General features: G+C 70.1%; 15 protein-coding genes. 7 read left to right on the plus strand and 8 right to left on the minus strand.

Annotated elements, in window-relative coordinates; genetic code table 11:
* Positions 1-158 precede the first annotated feature (158 nt).
* Positions 159-1,223: an amidohydrolase family protein gene (locus ACFQUV_RS01610; protein WP_129608171.1), complete on the plus strand. Its 1,065-nt coding sequence runs from the start codon at positions 159-161 to the stop codon at positions 1,221-1,223.
* Positions 1,224-1,257: 34 nt separating this feature from the next.
* On the opposite strand, the gene ACFQUV_RS01615 is transcribed toward ACFQUV_RS01610, so the two are convergent.
* Positions 1,258-2,577: an Nramp family divalent metal transporter gene (locus ACFQUV_RS01615; RefSeq protein WP_129608170.1), complete on the minus strand. Its 1,320-nt coding sequence runs from the start codon at positions 2,575-2,577 to the stop codon at positions 1,258-1,260.
* Between the two features lie 188 nt (positions 2,578-2,765).
* Here ACFQUV_RS01615 and mntR point away from each other — a divergent pair, with 188 nt between their 5' ends.
* The gene (mntR, locus tag ACFQUV_RS01620) at positions 2,766-3,281 is read left to right on the plus strand and encodes a manganese-binding transcriptional regulator MntR (RefSeq protein ID WP_129608169.1); all 516 of its coding nucleotides are present in this window, start codon (positions 2,766-2,768) and stop codon (positions 3,279-3,281) included.
* Between the two features lie 54 nt (positions 3,282-3,335).
* On the opposite strand, the gene ACFQUV_RS01625 is transcribed toward mntR, so the two are convergent.
* The gene (locus tag ACFQUV_RS01625) at positions 3,336-3,638 is read right to left on the minus strand and encodes a DUF1330 domain-containing protein (RefSeq protein WP_111385918.1); all 303 of its coding nucleotides are present in this window, start codon (positions 3,636-3,638) and stop codon (positions 3,336-3,338) included.
* 443 nt (positions 3,639-4,081) lie between these two features.
* Here ACFQUV_RS01625 and ACFQUV_RS01630 point away from each other — a divergent pair, with 443 nt between their 5' ends.
* The 4 genes from ACFQUV_RS01630 to ACFQUV_RS01645 all read left to right on the plus strand — a co-directional run bounded on the left by ACFQUV_RS01630 (position 4,082) and on the right by ACFQUV_RS01645 (position 8,119).
* Positions 4,082-4,453: a hypothetical protein gene (locus tag ACFQUV_RS01630; protein WP_111385919.1), complete on the plus strand. Its 372-nt coding sequence runs from the start codon at positions 4,082-4,084 to the stop codon at positions 4,451-4,453.
* A 281-nt stretch (positions 4,454-4,734) separates the two neighbouring features.
* The gene (locus ACFQUV_RS01635; protein ID WP_111385920.1) at positions 4,735-5,316 is read left to right on the plus strand and encodes a YqaA family protein; all 582 of its coding nucleotides are present in this window, start codon (positions 4,735-4,737) and stop codon (positions 5,314-5,316) included.
* Positions 5,317-5,683: 367 nt separating this feature from the next.
* A complete protein-coding gene (locus tag ACFQUV_RS01640; RefSeq protein WP_129608168.1) occupies positions 5,684-6,652 on the plus strand; it encodes an ABC transporter substrate-binding protein in 969 nt (322 codons plus the stop codon).
* Between the two features lie 108 nt (positions 6,653-6,760).
* Positions 6,761-8,119: an NAD(P)H-dependent oxidoreductase gene (locus ACFQUV_RS01645; protein WP_129608167.1), complete on the plus strand. Its 1,359-nt coding sequence runs from the start codon at positions 6,761-6,763 to the stop codon at positions 8,117-8,119.
* 22 nt (positions 8,120-8,141) lie between these two features.
* On the opposite strand, the gene ACFQUV_RS01650 is transcribed toward ACFQUV_RS01645, so the two are convergent.
* Together ACFQUV_RS01650 and ACFQUV_RS01655 are read right to left on the minus strand one after the other, a co-directional pair.
* Positions 8,142-8,618 carry a cupin domain-containing protein gene (locus ACFQUV_RS01650; protein WP_129608166.1) on the minus strand — a complete coding sequence of 159 codons (477 nt, stop codon included), beginning with the start codon at positions 8,616-8,618 and terminating at the stop codon, positions 8,142-8,144.
* Between the two features lie 27 nt (positions 8,619-8,645).
* The gene (locus ACFQUV_RS01655; RefSeq protein WP_129608165.1) at positions 8,646-9,767 is read right to left on the minus strand and encodes a RuBisCO large subunit C-terminal-like domain-containing protein; all 1,122 of its coding nucleotides are present in this window, start codon (positions 9,765-9,767) and stop codon (positions 8,646-8,648) included.
* Between the two features lie 670 nt (positions 9,768-10,437).
* On the opposite strand from ACFQUV_RS01655, the gene ACFQUV_RS01660 reads away from it, so the two are divergent.
* Complete coding sequence (locus tag ACFQUV_RS01660; RefSeq protein WP_165363804.1) at positions 10,438-11,103, plus strand: TetR/AcrR family transcriptional regulator; 666 nt, start codon at positions 10,438-10,440, stop codon at positions 11,101-11,103.
* A gap of 40 nt (positions 11,104-11,143) precedes the next feature.
* On the opposite strand, the gene ACFQUV_RS01665 is transcribed toward ACFQUV_RS01660, so the two are convergent.
* The 4 genes from ACFQUV_RS01665 to ACFQUV_RS01680 form a co-directional block, all read right to left on the minus strand.
* Positions 11,144-11,935, minus strand: coding sequence for an enoyl-CoA hydratase/isomerase family protein (locus ACFQUV_RS01665; RefSeq protein WP_129608163.1), 792 nt, complete (start codon positions 11,933-11,935; stop codon positions 11,144-11,146).
* Positions 11,936-11,956: 21 nt separating this feature from the next.
* Entirely contained in the window at positions 11,957-13,852 is a 1,896-nt protein-coding gene (locus ACFQUV_RS01670) for an ABC transporter ATP-binding protein (RefSeq protein WP_129608162.1), read from the minus strand.
* 225 nt (positions 13,853-14,077) lie between these two features.
* Complete coding sequence (locus ACFQUV_RS01675) at positions 14,078-14,857, minus strand: class I SAM-dependent methyltransferase (protein WP_129608161.1); 780 nt, start codon at positions 14,855-14,857, stop codon at positions 14,078-14,080.
* Positions 14,854-16,044 (minus strand): glycosyltransferase family 1 protein, encoded by a 1,191-nt coding sequence (locus ACFQUV_RS01680; RefSeq protein ID WP_129608160.1) that lies wholly within the window; start codon positions 16,042-16,044, stop codon positions 14,854-14,856. Before ACFQUV_RS01680 ends, ACFQUV_RS01675 begins: the two co-directional genes overlap by 4 nt.
* Positions 16,045-16,474 lie beyond the last annotated feature (430 nt).

Consider the following 16,474-nt stretch of genomic DNA (forward strand, 5'->3'; position numbering starts at 1 on the left):
CGGCCGGCGAGCGATCTTCGAAAGCGGGGACGATCGCGGGGAAGATCGCGACGGGGCGCGGCGAGCCCCGCCGGTTCGGCCGTGGGCCGCTTCCGCTTCGCCCTGTCCGGCCTCCATCCTGCCGTCCGTCACGTCTGTCACACCGAGGGGATCGCCGCATGGCGAACGATTGGAACCGCTACGGCTTCACGGCGGCTCGCCCGCAGGGCCGGCCCGGCCGCGAGCTGCGGCCCGAGAGCCTCACCGTCGACATCCATTCCCATGTCGCGGTGCCGCGTGCCGCCGAGTTCGCCAAGCCGCATCTCGACTGGTCGACCATCCCGCTGGCTCATTTCGCGACGCCGGAGACCAAGGCGCTCAACCAGAGGCAGGATGCCGAGCGGCAGGCCCAGATGACCGGCATCGGCGAGCGCCTCGCCGATCTCGACGCCATGGGGCTCGATCTCCAGGTGATCATGTGCCCGCCGCCGCAGTGCTACTACACGGTGCCGCTCGACATCGCGGCGCCGGCGAGCCGGATGGTCAACGAGGGCCTGTCCGAGTATGCGGCCCAGACCCCCGACCGCTATGCGGTGCTCGGCACGGTGCCGCTCCAGGACGGCGACGAAGCCGCCAAGGAGCTGGAGCACGCGATGACGCGGCTCGGCCACAAGGGCGTGCAGATCCTCACCAATGTGGCCGGCCGCGAGCTGTCCGATCCGGCCTTCGCGCCGTTCTGGGCCAAGGCCGAGGCGCTCGGCGCCGTGGTGCTGCTGCACCCCAACGGCTTCACCGAAGGGCAGCGGCTGACGCGCCACTACTTCAACAACGTCGTCGGCAACCCGTTCGAGACCACACTGGCGCTGCACTATCTGATCTTCGACGGCGTGCTGGAGCGGCATCCGAACCTGAAGATCGTGGCGGTGCACGGCGGCGGCTATCTGGCCGCCTATTCGGGCCGCATCGATCACGCCTGGGGCGCCCGCGCCGACGCCCATGGCACGCTGCCTCACCCGCCGACCAGCTATCTGAAGCGGATCTACGTCGACACGGTGGTGTTCACGCCCCATCAGCTCCGCGCGCTGGTCGAGGTGTTCGGACCGGACCACGTGGTGCTCGGCACCGACTATCCGTACGACATGGCCGAGTACGAGCCGATCGAGCACGTCGTCTCGTCGGGTCTCGATGCCGACACGGTGGGCAAGATCTGCGGCGGCACCGCGAGGCGGCTGCTGGGGATCTGATCGGCCGCATCGCGCGCTGTCGTTGCCCGCGCTGTCACCCCGGGAGCCAGCCGTCCAGCGCCCCGAAGGTCTGCAACAGCAGCACCACGTTGAGGAGCGACACGATCACGGCGCCCACGATGGCCCCGGCTTGCAGCAGCGGGCCGTTGGCGTGCTCGCCCATCAGATCGCGGCGGCCGGTGAACCACACCAGCGCCAGCATGGGGAATGGCAGCGCCAGGCTCAGCACCACCTGGCTCAGCACCAGCGCATCGGTGACGTTGGCGCCGAGCGCCACCACCACGAAGGCCGGCGCCATGGTCACCAGGCGACGCACCAGCAGCGGGATGCGGAAGCCGACGAAGCCCTGCATGATGAGCTGGCCCGCCATGGTGCCGACCACCGAGGACGAGATGCCGGAGGCGATCAGCGACACCAGGAACACCGCGGCGGCGCCGGCGCCGAGCAGCGGCGTCAGGGTCTTGTAGGCGGCCTCGATCTCGCCGACGTCGCTGTGGCCGAGATGGAAGGCGGCGGCCGCCATCATCACCATTGCCATGTTGACGAGGCCCGCGATGGCGAGCGCGATCACCACCTCGCGGTTCGACCAGCGCAGCAGGGCCCGCCGCTCCGCCGCGTTGCGGGCCGGCGCCCGGCTCTGGGTCAGTCCCGAGTGCAAATAGATGGCGTGCGGCATCACGGTGGCGCCGATGATGCCGACCGCGATGGTGAGCGCCTCGCCGGAGGGGATGTGCGGCGTCACCAGCCCGATGGCGGCGGCGCTCCAGTCGATCGGCGCGATGAATACCTCGATCAGGTAACAGAGGCCGATCACCACCACCATGGCGCCGATGATCAACTCCATGGCGCGGAAGCCGGCGCGCTCGAACAGCAGGATGCCGTAGGTGATCACCGCCGTGATCGCCATGCCGACCATCAGCGGCACTCCGAGCAGCAGCGAGAAGCCGATGGCGCCGCCGAGAAACTCGGCGAGGTCGGTGGCCATCGCGGCGATCTCGCCGACCACCCACATCAGCCACACCACCGGCTTCGGCAGGTTGTCGCGCGAGACCTCGGCGAGGTTCTGATTGGTGACGATGCCGAGCTTGGCCGACAGGCCCTGGAACACCATGGCCACCACGTTGGCGACCAGCACGACCCACAGCAGCGTGTAGCCGTATTTGGCGCCCGCCTGGATGTTGGTGGCGAAGTTGCCGGGGTCCATGTAGGCGATGGACGAGATGACGGCCGGTCCCGCAAACAGCAGAAACGTCCAGCGGCCCCGCCGGCGGCCCGCCAGCGCGTCGCGGATCGCCTCGGTGGTGCGATCCGAGGGCTGGTCTCCCGTCACGTCTCGCCCGGTGCCGATCGCCATGGCTGGAGATGTCCGCTCCGTCGTTCGACCGTTTATAGCCATTGCTATAAATCGGGTGAATTGCTATTTCGTCAAGGGTGCCATCCGGTCCGGTCGCGCGACCTGCCGGAACGTCTTTGATCGTGCGCGCCGGCTCTCCGGACGCATCTCGGCCACGACCATCCTGACGGCGCGTGGATGACCGCCCGATGACGCATCGCTCGACGACCCGCTCGACCACCCGCTCGGCCACGCCGGGACGACGCGCCGGCCCCGAGGCGGCCCCGACGCCGCTGCGCCCGGAGACGCGCGCGGAAGGCTTCCGGCAGGCGCGGCATGCCCGCCGCATCGAGCTGTCGGAAGACTATGTCGAGCTGATCGGCGATCTCATCCGCACGGTCGGCGAGGCCCGCCAGGTCGACATCGCGGCCCGCCTCGGCGTGGCGCAGCCGACGGTCGCGAAAATGCTCAAGCGGCTCGCCGACGAGGGGCTGGTGCTCCAGCGGCCGTATCGCGGCGTGTTCCTCACCCCGGCCGGCGAGGTGCTGGCGGAGCGATCGCGACAGCGCCACCGCGTCGTCGAGGCGTTCCTGTGCGCCCTCGGGGTGAGTGCCGAGACGGCCCGGCGCGACTCCGAAGGCATCGAGCACCATGTCAGCGACGAGACGCTGGCCGCCATGCGGCGCTTCACGGCACGCGCCGGCAAGGCTTCGGACGGCCGCTGACGGGCGGCCGATCGCCCGCCGCCCTCACGGACCCGAGCGGCCCGCCCCATAGCTTCATTTGGTCGCGTCGCCGGCGTCCACCATGATGGTCTCGACCTCGCCGGCCCCGCCGCGGCGGAATTTCGCGGCCGCGTCGTACTCGGGCGAGCGGAAGCAGGCGACGCCCTGCTCGAAGGTCGGGAACTCGATGACCACGAAGCGGTGGAACTTGTCGGGCCCTTCCATGATCTCGTAGCGCCCGCCGCGCGCCAGGACCTTGCCGCCATACTTCTTGATGATCCCGGGCACGAGGTCGGTGTACTTCTTATACTCGACCGGATCGTTGATCTTCGATCGGGCTACCCAGTAGGCCGGCATCGCGCGTCTCCTCGATTGGACGGCGGCGAGCTTCGCGGGCCGATGCGGCGCTGTCAAAAGCCGTGGGCGCATGGGGGGCCGGACGGAATTGCATCGCGCCGATGCGCCCCGCCGTTCGGCTCACGGCTCCGTCGGGGCCTGACGGATCGCCGGGGCGCGGCTCGGCCGACCACGGCGGCGTGCCGCCACCCTGTATAACAAGATCGTCCGTCGGCTCTTCCGACGGCTCGCAGCCGCCCAGGCGCTTCGCCCGCCACACGCATTCGGCGTGCCGCCCGTCCAGGACGCGGGGCGGCCGGTCGATGGTGCGGTGGAACCTTTTCGCCAATCGCGCGTTTGGTGTACTCGCGGCATCGGAGCGGGCCGGCGGCCCGCCGTGCCTCATGTCCGATCCCCCGGGGTGAGATCACGCCCCGAAACCCCCGATTCAGCGAGAGGACCAGATGGGCAAGACCTCCACCACGGCCATCGCCATCGCGGCCGCAGCCGCGCTGGCTCTGCCGGCGCTCGGAACCGCGCCCGTCGCGGCGGCGCCTGCCGGGGACGATACCCCGCTGCTGGGCTCCGGAACCGTCGAGGCGAGCGCGCAGCGCCGCTATTACCGCGGCTACCGCCGCGCCCCGATCGCTCCCTACGCGGTCGGCGCCGCCGCCGCCACGGTGATCGGCATCGCGGCCGCCAACTCGGCCAGGCGCAACTCCTACTACTACGGAAGTCCTTACGGCTACTACGGCGGGTACGCGCCCTACGGGTATTACGGGGGCGGCGGCTACGCCCCTTACGGCTACGGGTACGGCTACCGGCCCGGCTGGTAAGCCAGCCCCCCATACCGCCACTCAGGAACCAAAGGGGGCGCCGTGTCACACACGGCGCCCCTTGTCGTGACGTGCCATCTTTCGCGGAGCGGCCGCGCATGACCGGCTGGGCATGACCGGCTGAGCACGACCGGCCGCCGCAGGGTGCCGGCATGGACAACGGCCGGCGCCCCCGCTACAGCGTGGGCCGGCCCGCCGAACCGACCGGACGGGCGCCCTCGGATCGCCTCCTCGCCGGCGAGCCGGTTTCCTCGTCGCCGGAGAAGGTCCGAGCAGGCGTCATGCTGAGAAAGATGTACGACTGGTGCCTGGGCGCCGCCGGCAAGCCGCACGCCTCCTGGGCCCTCGGCGCGGTGTCGTTCGCGGAAAGCTCGTTCTTCCCGATCCCGCCCGACACCATGCTGATCCCGATGGCGCTGGCGCGCCCGGACAAGGCTTACTATTACGCGGCCCTGTGCACGATCACCTCGGTGGCGGGCGGCATCCTGGGCTACGCCATCGGGGCGTTCCTCTACGACTCGGTCGGCCTGTGGCTGATCGGCCTGTACGGCTACGGCGACAAGGTGGAGGCGTTCCGCGAAGCCTACGCGCAATGGGGCTCGTGGATCATCCTGATCAAGGGCGCCACCCCCATTCCCTACAAGATCGTCACCATCACGTCGGGCTTCGCGGGCTACAACTTCCTCCTCTTCGTGCTGCTGTCCATCGTCACCCGCGGCGCCCGCTTCTTTCTCAGCGCCTTCCTGCTCAACCGCTACGGACCGCAGGCCCGCGCCGCGATCGAGAAGCGGCTGGGCTTCTGGTTCACCGTCTTTCTCATCGTGTTCCTCGTCGGCATCGTGGCGGCGCTCTACATCATCTGAGTCTGCGCGTCCGAACGGCGTCGCCGTGACCGACACCCGCCGAGCCGGCCCGCGGCATTTGCCTGCGGCGGCGCGCCGCAGCGACGGCGCGCTAGCCCGTGGGCCGTTCCCTCGCGACGCGAAATGCCTCTAGACTGGTCCCTTGGCGAGCGGACCGAGAGCCGCCGCACGGGAGGTTTTCGCGTGATCCTGCCTGTCTGCTCTGCTCGATCTCACGGTCTCTAGACGCTCCGCTCCGCAGCCGCTCCCGATCTCCGGCCGCGGCCGGAGGTCGGCGCGTCGGCATCGGCGCGTCCACATCGCCGCGTTCGTCCCGCCCTCTGCCGCGAGGCCGCACGCCTTCGCGCCGCCGACCAGGAGCCCCCGCATGTCCCATCTCCGCAAGCTCGCCACCGCCGCCGCGACCCTCGCGCTCGTCGCCGGATCGAGCCCCGCCACGGCCGAGACCAAGCTCACCATCATGGTGTTCGCCGGCATGCAGAACCTGCCGCTGTTCGTGGCGCAGTCGAAGGGGCTGTTCGCCAAGCGCGGCCTCGCGGTCGACATGAAGATCGCCCCGAACTCGGACGAGCTGCGCAACGGCCTCGCCGACGGCCGTTTCCAGATCGTCCATGCGGCCGCCGACAACTCCGTCGCCATGGTCGAGATGGCGAAGGTCGACGCCAAGATCGTGGTGGGCGGCGACAACGGCATGAACCGCCTGTTCGTTCAGCCCGACATCGGAGCGATCACCGACCTGCGCGGCAAGACCGTGGCGGTCGACGCGCCGAACACCGCCTATGCGTTCCAGCTCTACGAGATGCTACGCCTCGCCGGCCTGGAGCGCGAGAAGGACTACACGGTGCAGGTGGTCGGCGCCACGATGCGGCGGGTCGATGCGCTGCTCGCCGACAAGACCCTGTCGGCCACCATGCTCAACCCGCCGTTCTCGCTGCGCGCCGCCAAGGCCGGCCTCAAGGACATGGGCGAGGCGACCGCCTCGATCGGCCCCTACCAGGCATCGGCCGGCTTCGTGCTCGCCTCCTGGGGCCGCGACAACGCCGAGACTGTCGTGAAGTACCTGTCGGCCTATATCGAGGGGATGCGCTGGGCCGCCGACCCGGCCAACAAGGCGGAGGCGATCCGGCTAGTCGCCGAGAACCTGAAGATGCCGGAGGACATCGCGGCGGCCGGCTACGATCTGCTGATGGCCGGCATGAACAAGGACGCGGCACTCGACATGAAGGGCTTCGAGAACGTGCTGGCGCTGCGCACCCGCCACACCGGCAAGCCGACCCGTCCGGCCGCCGACTACATCGACCTGTCCTATTATCAGAAGGCGATCGCCGGGATGTGAGACCCGCCGCTCTCACGCCCATGGAGGACGATGTGCAGGCCGAGATCTGCGCATCCCTTCGCGACGGCAGGGCCCGCCGCGCCAGAACACGATGAAGAGTGTCGCTCCATGAATCTCGCCACGCAGCTCCTCGCCCGCGAGGCCACGGGACATCCCGTCACGGTCGGCCTCGTCGGCGCCGGCAAGTTCGGCGCCATGTTCCTGGCGCAGGCGCGCCTCACCCGCGGCCTGCATGTCGTCGGCATCGCGGATCTCGACGTCGCCCGGGCCCGGCGCCAGCTCGCCGCCGCGGGCTGGGAGCCGGAGCGCAGCGCCGCCGCCTCGCTCGCCGAGGCGCTGACGAGCGGCCGCACCCATGTGAGCCAGGACGCCGCGGCGCTGATCGCCCGGCCCGAGATCGAGGTGATCGTCGAGGCGACCGGCGTGCCGGGCGCCGGCATCCGCCACGCCCGCGCCGCCATCGCCCACGGCAAGCACGTCGTGATGGTGAACGTGGAGGCCGACGCGCTCGCCGGCCCGCTGCTCGCCCGCGAAGCGACGGCCGCCGGCGTCGTCTACAGCCTCGCCTGGGGCGACCAGCCGGCGCTGATCTGCGAGCATGTCGACTGGGCGCGCGCCTGCGGGTTCCGCGTCGTCGCCGCCGGCAAGGGCACCCGCTACGAGCCCCACTACCACGCCTCGACGCCCGACACCGTGTGGGACATCCTCGACAAGTATCTGATGATCACCGACCGCGGCTCGATCAATCCGAAGATGTTCAACTCCTTCATCGACGGCACCAAGTCGGCGATCGAGATGACGGCGGTGTGCAACGCCACCGGGCTGGTGCCGCAGAGCGACGGCCTGCGCTTCCCGCCGGCGAGCCGCTTCGTGCTCGCCGATGTCTGCAAGCCGGAGCGCGACGGCGGCACGCTGGAGAAGGCCGGTGTCACCGAGGTGGTGTCCTCGGTCGACCGCCAGGGCCACGACGTGCCGCACCATCTGGCGCTTGGCACCTATGTGGTGATCGAGGGCGAGACCGAGTACGCGCGGCGCTGCTTCACGGAGTACGCCATGCTGCCCGACGCCAGCGGGCGCTACGCGGCGCTGTACCGGCCGATCCACATGATCGGGCTGGAGCTCGGCATCTCGGTGGCGAGCGCGGCGTTGCGCCGCGAGCCGACCGGCGCGCCCACCGGCTTCCGCTCCGACGTGGTGGCGATCGCCAAGCGGGCGCTGCGCCAGGGCGAGATCCTCGATGGTGAAGGCGGCTTCTGCGTCTGGGGCCGGCAGACACCGGCCGCGGCGTCGCTCGCCGCCGGCCTGCTGCCGCTCGGCCTTGCTCACAGCATACCGATGCGGCGCGACGTGCCGGCCGGTGCCGCCCTGACCTGGGACGATGTGGCGGTCGACGACGGCGACGTCGCGGTACGGGCGCGCCGTGACATGGAGGCCGCGTTCGGCGCGCGGGAGCCGGCGCCCGCGTAGCGGACGGCGAGTACGCGCGTCGTCACGCCGCGGTGGTCGGCGTCCCGTTCAAGAAGGCCGCGATGGCCGGGTCGCGGGCGAGCGCCGCGAGATCGTCGGTGGTCGGAAGCTGCGGCTTGTCGCGGCGCGCGTTGACGAGGCAGAGGAAGCCGAGCGGTTGGGCGCCGGTGGCGCGGAACTGGTGCCAGGTCATCGGCGGGATGTAGACGAGGTCGCGCTCGGCCACCGCCCGCACGCTGTCGCCGACCAGGCAGTGCCCGTGCCCGCGGAAGATCATCACGGCATGGACGTGCTCGTGACGCTCCAGCGTCGAGAAGCCGCCGGCCGCCACCTCGAAGTAGCGCAGCTCGCCGTCGAGGGCCGGATCGGAGAACAGGATCTGGCGCGTCACCCTCTTGAACAGGGCGCGCTCGTCCTCCTTGTAGGGCATCCGCTCGACGCCCTCCCACTGGTAGTCGTCGGCGGCCTTGCGGACGTTCGCTTGCATGTCGGTGGTCATGGCTGCCTCACGCGGGACCGATCTCGTTCACGGGCTGTCCCCCATATAGTCGTGCCGGCGCACCGCGGCCACGAAGTCGGCGGTCGCCTCGACCAGCCGCGGCCCGGCTTCGAGCAGCGCGCCGCCGATCAGCAGCATGACGTCGCGCCCATAGAGATCGAGCAGCTCCGGCACCCGGGCGCGCGTCATGCCGCCGGCCGGTACCGGCAGGCTCGGCGCCAAGCCGTGCCATGGCCGCCGCGCCGCGTCGGCGAGCGCCAGGCAGGTCTCGCGCGGCCAGCCGAACCGCCCGCCGGCATTCGGGAAGATCACCGCGTCGGCGCCGATCAGCCGGAACAGCGTCCCGAACAGGAGCGGCGGCGCGATGCGCGCGGCCCCGCCGAGGCTGGGATGCGCCAGGACGACCATGTCGGGATTCTCGGCGACGAGGCGCCGCACCGTGGCGAAGCCCGCCACCATGGGGGCGATCATCACGGCGGCGAGCCCGGCGGCGCGCGCCACCGCGATCTGGTCGCGCATGTGGTCGAGATCACCCGACAGATTGGGGACGTAGAGCGTGGTGTGGCCGGTGTCGCGGCAGGCTGTCCGCACCGCCGCGGCGATCGCCGGCACCCGCGCTGCGAACGGCGCATAGGCGAGATCCGCGATGCCGTGGTCGTCCTTGACGAGATCGATGCCGCCGCGGGCGAAGCGGCCGGCGAGATCGGCGAGCGCCGCCGGCGACAGCCCTTGCGGCTTCAGCGCCGTCGCGGTGAGGGCGCGGTCGTGGGCGCCGATGCGCTCGCGCAGCCCGGCGATGCCGTGGCGCGGCCCGCCGAATCCCGCCCCCATGGCGGGCGGCAGCGCGATGTCGTGAAGCACCACGTCGTCGTGCAGCGACGAGTTGCCGAACAGCATCGACATCAACTGTCCGGCGTCGTGCTCGACGGTGGCGGCGGCGAGACCGATCCGCACCGCGAACCAGCCGGCATCGTTCTCCACCGGCTCGATCGCCTCGACGCGCCCCACATAGGCGTCGCGGATCGCCGCGTCCGCGATGGCGCCGACCGGCATCTCGACGCTCTGCTCGACCGCCAGCGCGGCGGCGCGCGCCGCCACCGTGTCGGCCGCAGCCCGCACCCGATAGGTAACCTCGATTCGTTCGCTCACCGCCGTCCTCCCTCGCCGGCTTGTTAGAGCACTTTCCGGCGAAGTGGGACCCGGTTCGCCGTCGACAATGGGGTGACGCAAGCGTGTCCGGAGCGTCTCGCGCCCCCCGGACATCGGCTTGAGTGGATGGCGGCTCGTTCTGAAAATCTCGATGGTGCAGCAGCTTGCCCGGGTTTATGGCAAACGCGCCGCCGCAAAGCCGCGGTCGGCCGCCACCGTGGCGCCGAATCTCCGCCACGAAACGATGGCTCAATTCGCGCGGGGACTGGGGAATGGGGATGATCGTCTGGTCGCGGCTCCTGCGGAGCACGGCGGCGTTCGCATACGTCGACAGCACACGACGTCTCGGGTGCGACGGGCCGGGTTGCGATCCGTCGCGCCGACGGACGTCGGCTCGCCCACTGGCGGCAGGCCGCTCGGCGGCAGGCCGCTCGGCCACATATCGCTCGACCGTAAGGCGCTCGCCCGCACGTCGTTCGACCACCACCACGCCCGCCACCGTCGCGCCGGGTCCCGCTCCGGCGACGACGGCCACATCGCGCTTCTCCACGGCCCCGGCTCGACGCCGTCCGCCGCGCTCACGCCCGCTCGGGTGTCGGCTGCGGACGTCCGCCATCTCGCTCCGGCCCACGCCCGCCCGGGCGCGGCCGGTGCCCAGCAGGGGGCCCGCATGGAATCGACCCTCCACGATCTCGCGCCGGCATCGGTGCGCCGCCCGCCCACGACCCGCGAGCGGCTGCTGCGGGCGGCCCTGACGGTCTTCGCCGAGCACGGCTATGCCGGCGCCTCGGTCCGCCGCATCTGCCAGCGCGCCCGCACCAACCCGGCCGCCGTGAAGCACTATTTCGGCAACAAGGAGGGGCTCTATCACGAGGTCCTGGGCCTCGCGGCCGCCGCCTTCGCGGGCGAGGGGGACGCGCCCATGGCCGACGACGACCGCAGCCCCGAGGCGATGCTGCGCGACATGATCCGTCACCAGCTCCGCCCGGTGCTGCGACGGAACACCATCGGCCGCTGCCTCCGCGTGTTCGCCTGGGAGGATCTGGCGCCGTCGCGGCCCTACAAGCAGTTCCTCGCCTCGGGCCGCTCGCCGGTGCTGGCGACCGCCGCCACCATCGCGCGCCGGGTGCTGCCGCCGGAGGCGAGCCAGGAGGAGATCGCGGTGGCGACCGTGTGGCTGATGAACCAGGCGATGCCGTTCGTGCGCAGCCGCGAGGCCCTCGGCGGGGCGCCGTTCGGGCTCCGCTTCGACGCGGCCGCGGTGGACCGCATCGCCGAGCGGCTGACCCGGCTGGCGCTCGCCGGCCTGCCCGGCGCCGCCCGCCGCCTCGATTGACGAGCGCCCTCGCCGCGGTCGCCGCAGCGGCGGCCGGACCTCACTCCCCCTTCGGCGCCCAGGCGGGCCGCCGCTTGTCGCGGAAGGCCGCCCGCCCTTCGACGCCCTCCGCCGCCTCGAAGCCGCGGCGAAACTCCGGCTGCAAGGTGTCGATCAGCGCCGCGGTGGGCGCGAGGCCGGCGAGCCTTCGCAGATCCGCCTTGGCGGCAGCCGTCGCCTGCGGGGCCGACAGCATCACCTCGTCGACGAGCGCCGCCAGCGCCGCCTCCATCTCGGCCACGGCGCAGACGCGATGCGCGACCCCGAGGCGAAGCGCCTCGGCGGCCCCGATCCGCTCGCCGGTGATCAGCAGGCGGCGCAGCGCCCGCGCCCCGAGCGCCCGCTCGAACAGCGGCACATAGGGCGCGACCGGGAAGCCGAGCCGCAGCTCGGGCACCGCGAACATGGCATCGTCGGCCGCCAGCAGCACGTCGCAGCAGGCGGCGAGCGCGAAGGCGCCGCCGATGCAGGCGCCGTGCACGAGCGCGACGGTGGGCTTCGGGCAGGCATCGAGCGCCAGGCACACGTCCAGCATCAGTGGGCCGCCGTCGTCGCGCCCGGCATGCGCCCTGGGATCGCCGAGAATGTCGCCGCCGACGCCGAAGTGCCGGCCATTGCCGCGCAGCACCAGCACCCGCACGGCAGGGTCGGCCGAGAACCGGGCGATGCCCGCCGCCAGCAGGTCGAGCATGCGGCGATCGTAGGCGTTGCCCTTGTCGGGGCGGTCGAGCGTCAGGGTGGCGACGCCGCGCGCATCGCATGCCGCCAGGATGCCGGCCGGATCGCGCGTCATGGGGCGGCCTCGATCGGCGGCTCAGCCGGCGACGGCGCGCAGATCGGCGGCAGCTCCGTCGGCGGGCGCCGCCCCGTCGTCGGTCTCCGGCTGGTCGGAGAGGCGGAGCTGGTAGAAGGTCGCGTAGCGCTGGCCCTTGCGCAGCAGCTCCTCATGGCGGCCGACCTCGACGATCTCGCCGTTCTCGACCACATGGATGCGGTCGGCATGCGCGATGGTGTAGAGGCGATGCGCGATCACCAGGGTGGTGCGCCCCTTGGTCAGCTCGGCCATGGCGGCCTGGACGAAGGACTCCGCCTCGCTGTCGAGCGCCGCGGTCGGCTCGTCGAGCAGGATGATGGGGGCGTCGCGCACCAGCGCCCGGGCGATGGCGATGCGCTGGCGCTGGCCGCCGGAGAGCTGGGCGCCCTGCTCGCCCACCTTGGTGTCGTAACCGGCCGGAAAGCCCATGATGAAGTCGTGCGCGTAGGCCGCCTTGGCGGCCGCCACGATCTCCGCCTCGGTGGCGCCGATGCGGCCGAGCGCGATGTTCTCGCGGATGGTGCCGTGGAACAGGAACACGTCCTGGCCCACATAGGCGATGGCGCGGCGCAGCGAGTCCGGCGACACCTCGGCGATGTCCTGGCCGTCGATCAGGATGCGGCCCGCCTGCGGCCGATAGAGGCCGAGCAGCAGGTTGAACAGCGTCGACTTGCCGCCGCCGGACACGCCGACGAAGGCGGTGACGACCCGCGGCTTGGCGTCGAACGACACGCCCTTGAGCACCGGGTCGCCCGGCCGGTAGGCGAACCCGACGTTCTCGAACTGGACGTGGCCATCGCCGACGACCAGCTCGGCCGTGCGGCTGTCGGACGGCGGGGTCGGCAGGTCGAGCAGCTCGAACAGGATGCGCACACCGACGAGGCCCGCTTGCAGCTCCAGATTCAGCCGCGCGATGCGCTTGGCCGGCTCGTAGGCGAGCAGGAAGGCGGTGATGAAGGAGATGAAGCCGCCGGGCGTCGCGTCGAGCACCAGCACGCTGTAGCCGCCGATCAGCAGCACCGCCGCGATCGCCATGCCGCCGAGCGATTCCATCAAGGGCGTCGAGCGGTTCTGCACGCGGGCGAGCTTGTTGGACGCCTGCTCGATGGCGTCCACATGCTGGTAGACGCGGTCCCGCATGACGCTTTCGAGATTGAACGCCTTGATGATCTTGAAGCCCTGCACGGTCTCCTGGAGCGCCTGGAGAATCTGCATGGTGCCGCCGAACTGCGTCATGGTGATCTGACGCACGCGCTTGATCAGCTTGCGCAGCACCAGCACGGCGGGCGGCATGACCAGCAGGCCGACGATCGACAGGAGCGGCTGCTGGTAGACCATCACGGCGATCAGGCCGACCAGCGTCAGGAGATCGCGGCCGAGCGCCGTGATGAGCGCATTGAGCACGCCCGAGGCCGAGCTGGCGCCGTAGTTGATGCGCGCCACGAACTCCGAGGAGTGCTTGTCGGTGAAAAACGACATCGACTGCCGCACCAGGCGGTCGAACATCCGCTTCTGGTTGCCGGCGATGATGCGGTTGGAGATACGCGCCAGCGTCACCGCCTGGCCGTAGGTGGCGATTCCCTTGACGACGAAGATCACCACGGCGGCGACCGACACGGCGGCGACGCCGTAGAAGCTGCGGTCGACATAGACCTGATTGACCGCCGAGCCGATCAGGTAGGCGGTGGCGGCCGTGCAGGCGGCCCCGAGCCCCATGAACGCGAAGGAGACGCCGTAGCTCTTGGCGTGGCCACGGCCGAACTCGAGCAGAAGGCGCCGGACCACCACCAGGGTGGAGGTCGGATCGGCCTCCGCCCGGGGCGCCGCCAGGCGCGCCAGAAGGCGCGTCCCGAGACGCGCCAGCGGCGCCGCCAACTGCTTGAAAATACTGTTCATAGACGACTCGCTCGCAGGCCGGACGGAAGGCGCGCCGGACTGTAGTCGATCGGGCCCGCGGCGTCCAACCGCGTGGCGAGCGGCCTCGCTCACACGATCGAAGCCGGCGGGCTCGCGCGAGCGCGAGCACACCGGCGGCCAGGCCTCCAGCTCGTGCAGGTCGCTTGGGCCGGTCCCGCGCGACCACCGCGGCGGACACACGACATCCGGCTTCCGAACGCTTCCTCAGACGTAGACACCGGCCGGATGGCGGTCGACCACACCGCCGACCTTGCGGCCGATGTAGAAGAGGCAGTCGCCGCGGAAGCGATGGCTGAAGCCGAAGCGCCGGCAGTACTCGATGCCGACCGGATGCGGCGGCTCGAACACGTCGTAGGTGTCCAGCTCCTCGGTCTCGAAGCCGGCCGCTCGGGTGAGGGTCAGCAGGCTATGGCAGTCGTGCTCGAAATTGTGTCGGTAGCGGTTTCGATCCCGATGATACTGCATGTAGAAATGCGGCCGGTAACCCTCGATCACCTTGGCGACCATCGCGTACGAGGTGCTGTTCGGCGTCGACACGAACAAGTGGCCGCCGGGCTTGAGCACCCGGTTGAACTCGGCGAGCGCATACATCGGGTCGACGTCCATGTGCTCCAGCACCTCCGAGCACATCACCAGATCGAACATCGCGTCGGCCAGCGGCAGCGGCTCGTCCTCGATGTTGACGCGAACGATGGTGGCATCGATGGTCGTCCCGTCTGCCGTGACGGTGTGACGACGGCTCCCGACCGCCTCGCTGTCGGCCCGGAACTCGGTGCCGTAGACGGCTCGCATCTCCAGATCGGCGCCGAGAAGAAACAGGAACAGGTCCGTGTAGCCGATTTCCAGCGCGGCACCGCCGCGGCAGCGCATGCGCAGCAGCGCCTCCAGCGTGGCGGCGTAACGCGATCGGTGCTGCTGGTAGTAGGGCTCGCGGCCCTGGTCGAGCTGACTCAGGACGGCGTCCACCCGATCCGTGCTCTTCATCGCGAGGCTTTCCGTCCAGTCAGATCGGCCACCGAGCCGACATCCTGGTCGCGCGACCGGGTGACCCCATCGATCACCTCGCCCAGGCGCCGACAGAACAGGTCGGGCGCGTGCGCCTTGCGGAAGGCGTCGAGCCGGACCTGACGATCCCGCGACATCGTTCGTTCCTCCAGGATGATGCGGGCGAGATCGGCCGGCTCCAGCGGCTCGTCGACGGCGCGCGCAACATCACGATAGTCGGCAAAGCTGCCGATGTTGGAGAGAATCACCGGCTTGCCGATCTGCAAAAGGCGCGAGATCGGCCCCGAGCTTTCGCCCAGGCTTCTGAGGCGGAGCTGCACGGCGACGTCGACCGACTGGAGCAACGCATCGAAGGCGGCGTCGGTGGGCGAATCGTGGATCTCGAATCCGTCTTGGGGCCGCAGGCCGTGCGCCGCCGCATAGGCCGCCATGTCGAAGCCGGCGAGCACTAGCCGGGCGTCCGGCTCGTCCCGGCGGAGTATCCGGAAGGCATCGACCACCAGATCGGTCCGCTTGGCTCCTCCGGCAACGCCGAAGCTGCCGATCCGCAGCGAGCCCGCGGCAGGCACGTTCGGCGCCCGGCGTGAGACCGGCAGAAAGGGGTGGAACAGAACATGGAGCGGCACGTCGGGCAGTTCGCTCGCCACCATCTCGGCGGCCGCCTGCGAGTTCACCACGATGGCGTCGACTCCGAGGTCGGCAAACAGTGGGCGCAGGCCGTGGATGCCGTCGGCCAAGAGGCGATCGAAATCGAAGCTTCGAACTGGATCGAGGCCATAATGCGTACAGAGCGCGCGACGGAAGTCGCGCCCTTCCGCCTCCATCACGCGCTTGCACAGGTTGAGCAGGCAGGCATCGTGAATGTGGACGATCAGCGGCATCGCTGTCGGGAAGCGGCGAGCCTGACGAAGCTGCATCATCAAGGGAACGTTGTGGTCGGAGTTGCCGATCACCAGCACCTCGGCCCGGTAGCCGACCCGTCCGTGGGCGACCGGCAGGCTGCCGAGCTCGAACAAGCGCAGAGGGCCGTCGCACAGGCGCGGATCGGAGACGCCGAGCAGATAGTCCGCAATAGAGCCATAGGCGGCGAAGATGTCGACCGGATAGGCGGCGGTCCGGAACGTCAGCAGCGTGCAGGTGGCGATGCCGGTCTCGGCTGGCGGCATGCAGGAGATCACCGCCACGGCGCCGTCAGGGTGGCGGCTTGCGCCCTCCAGCCGAGCCACCGAGTGAGCCGTTGCCTGTGAATCGTCACGGCGCTTCAAGTCCGCCAATCGATGATCGATATAATTCCGTAGGTCATCGAAACGGCTCCCCCTGATCGTGACCCGGAAGTTATGGTAGGAGGCGCGAAACTTTCTGTATTTGCGAATTAAGAACATTCGTTGATCCCGCGCGATGCCATCGGCGCACGCGCCACAGAATTCACAGCCTGCACGGTGCGGACTGCCGCATCACGTTTTGCCTACCGTGTCCCAGCGGCAAAATAAAGTACTAAAGACCGATATCCAGCGTCTCATGAATGCGTCGGATTTATTAGAGATCATCGAGATTTAAGAGGATAAAATTGCAACTGTACTAGCCCGAGCATAGGTG

This window comes from Rhodoplanes sp. P11, assembly GCF_964266735.1.
GTDB lineage: Bacteria > Pseudomonadota > Alphaproteobacteria > Rhizobiales > Xanthobacteraceae > Rhodoplanes > Rhodoplanes serenus.

What these genes read in the sequence shown, in the direction of transcription:
- ACFQUV_RS01650 (WP_129608166.1), bottom strand. Translation starts at nt 8,618, where the DNA reads ATGACCACCGACATGCAAGCGAACGTCCGCAAGGCCGCCGACGACTAC.
- ACFQUV_RS01635 (WP_111385920.1), top strand. Translation starts at nt 4,735, where the DNA reads ATGCTGAGAAAGATGTACGACTGGTGCCTGGGCGCCGCCGGCAAGCCG.
- ACFQUV_RS01675 (WP_129608161.1), bottom strand. Translation starts at nt 14,857, where the DNA reads ATGAAGAGCACGGATCGGGTGGACGCCGTCCTGAGTCAGCTCGACCAG.
- ACFQUV_RS01660 (WP_165363804.1), top strand. Translation starts at nt 10,438, where the DNA reads ATGGAATCGACCCTCCACGATCTCGCGCCGGCATCGGTGCGCCGCCCG.
- ACFQUV_RS01670 (WP_129608162.1), bottom strand. Translation starts at nt 13,852, where the DNA reads ATGAACAGTATTTTCAAGCAGTTGGCGGCGCCGCTGGCGCGTCTCGGG.
- ACFQUV_RS01625 (WP_111385918.1), bottom strand. Translation starts at nt 3,638, where the DNA reads ATGCCGGCCTACTGGGTAGCCCGATCGAAGATCAACGATCCGGTCGAG.
- ACFQUV_RS01665 (WP_129608163.1), bottom strand. Translation starts at nt 11,935, where the DNA reads ATGACGCGCGATCCGGCCGGCATCCTGGCGGCATGCGATGCGCGCGGC.
- ACFQUV_RS01630 (WP_111385919.1), top strand. Translation starts at nt 4,082, where the DNA reads ATGGGCAAGACCTCCACCACGGCCATCGCCATCGCGGCCGCAGCCGCG.
- ACFQUV_RS01615 (WP_129608170.1), bottom strand. Translation starts at nt 2,577, where the DNA reads ATGGCGATCGGCACCGGGCGAGACGTGACGGGAGACCAGCCCTCGGAT.
- mntR (WP_129608169.1), top strand. Translation starts at nt 2,766, where the DNA reads ATGACGCATCGCTCGACGACCCGCTCGACCACCCGCTCGGCCACGCCG.
- ACFQUV_RS01610 (WP_129608171.1), top strand. Translation starts at nt 159, where the DNA reads ATGGCGAACGATTGGAACCGCTACGGCTTCACGGCGGCTCGCCCGCAG.
- ACFQUV_RS01645 (WP_129608167.1), top strand. Translation starts at nt 6,761, where the DNA reads ATGAATCTCGCCACGCAGCTCCTCGCCCGCGAGGCCACGGGACATCCC.
- ACFQUV_RS01680 (WP_129608160.1), bottom strand. Translation starts at nt 16,044, where the DNA reads ATGCCGCCAGCCGAGACCGGCATCGCCACCTGCACGCTGCTGACGTTC.
- ACFQUV_RS01640 (WP_129608168.1), top strand. Translation starts at nt 5,684, where the DNA reads ATGTCCCATCTCCGCAAGCTCGCCACCGCCGCCGCGACCCTCGCGCTC.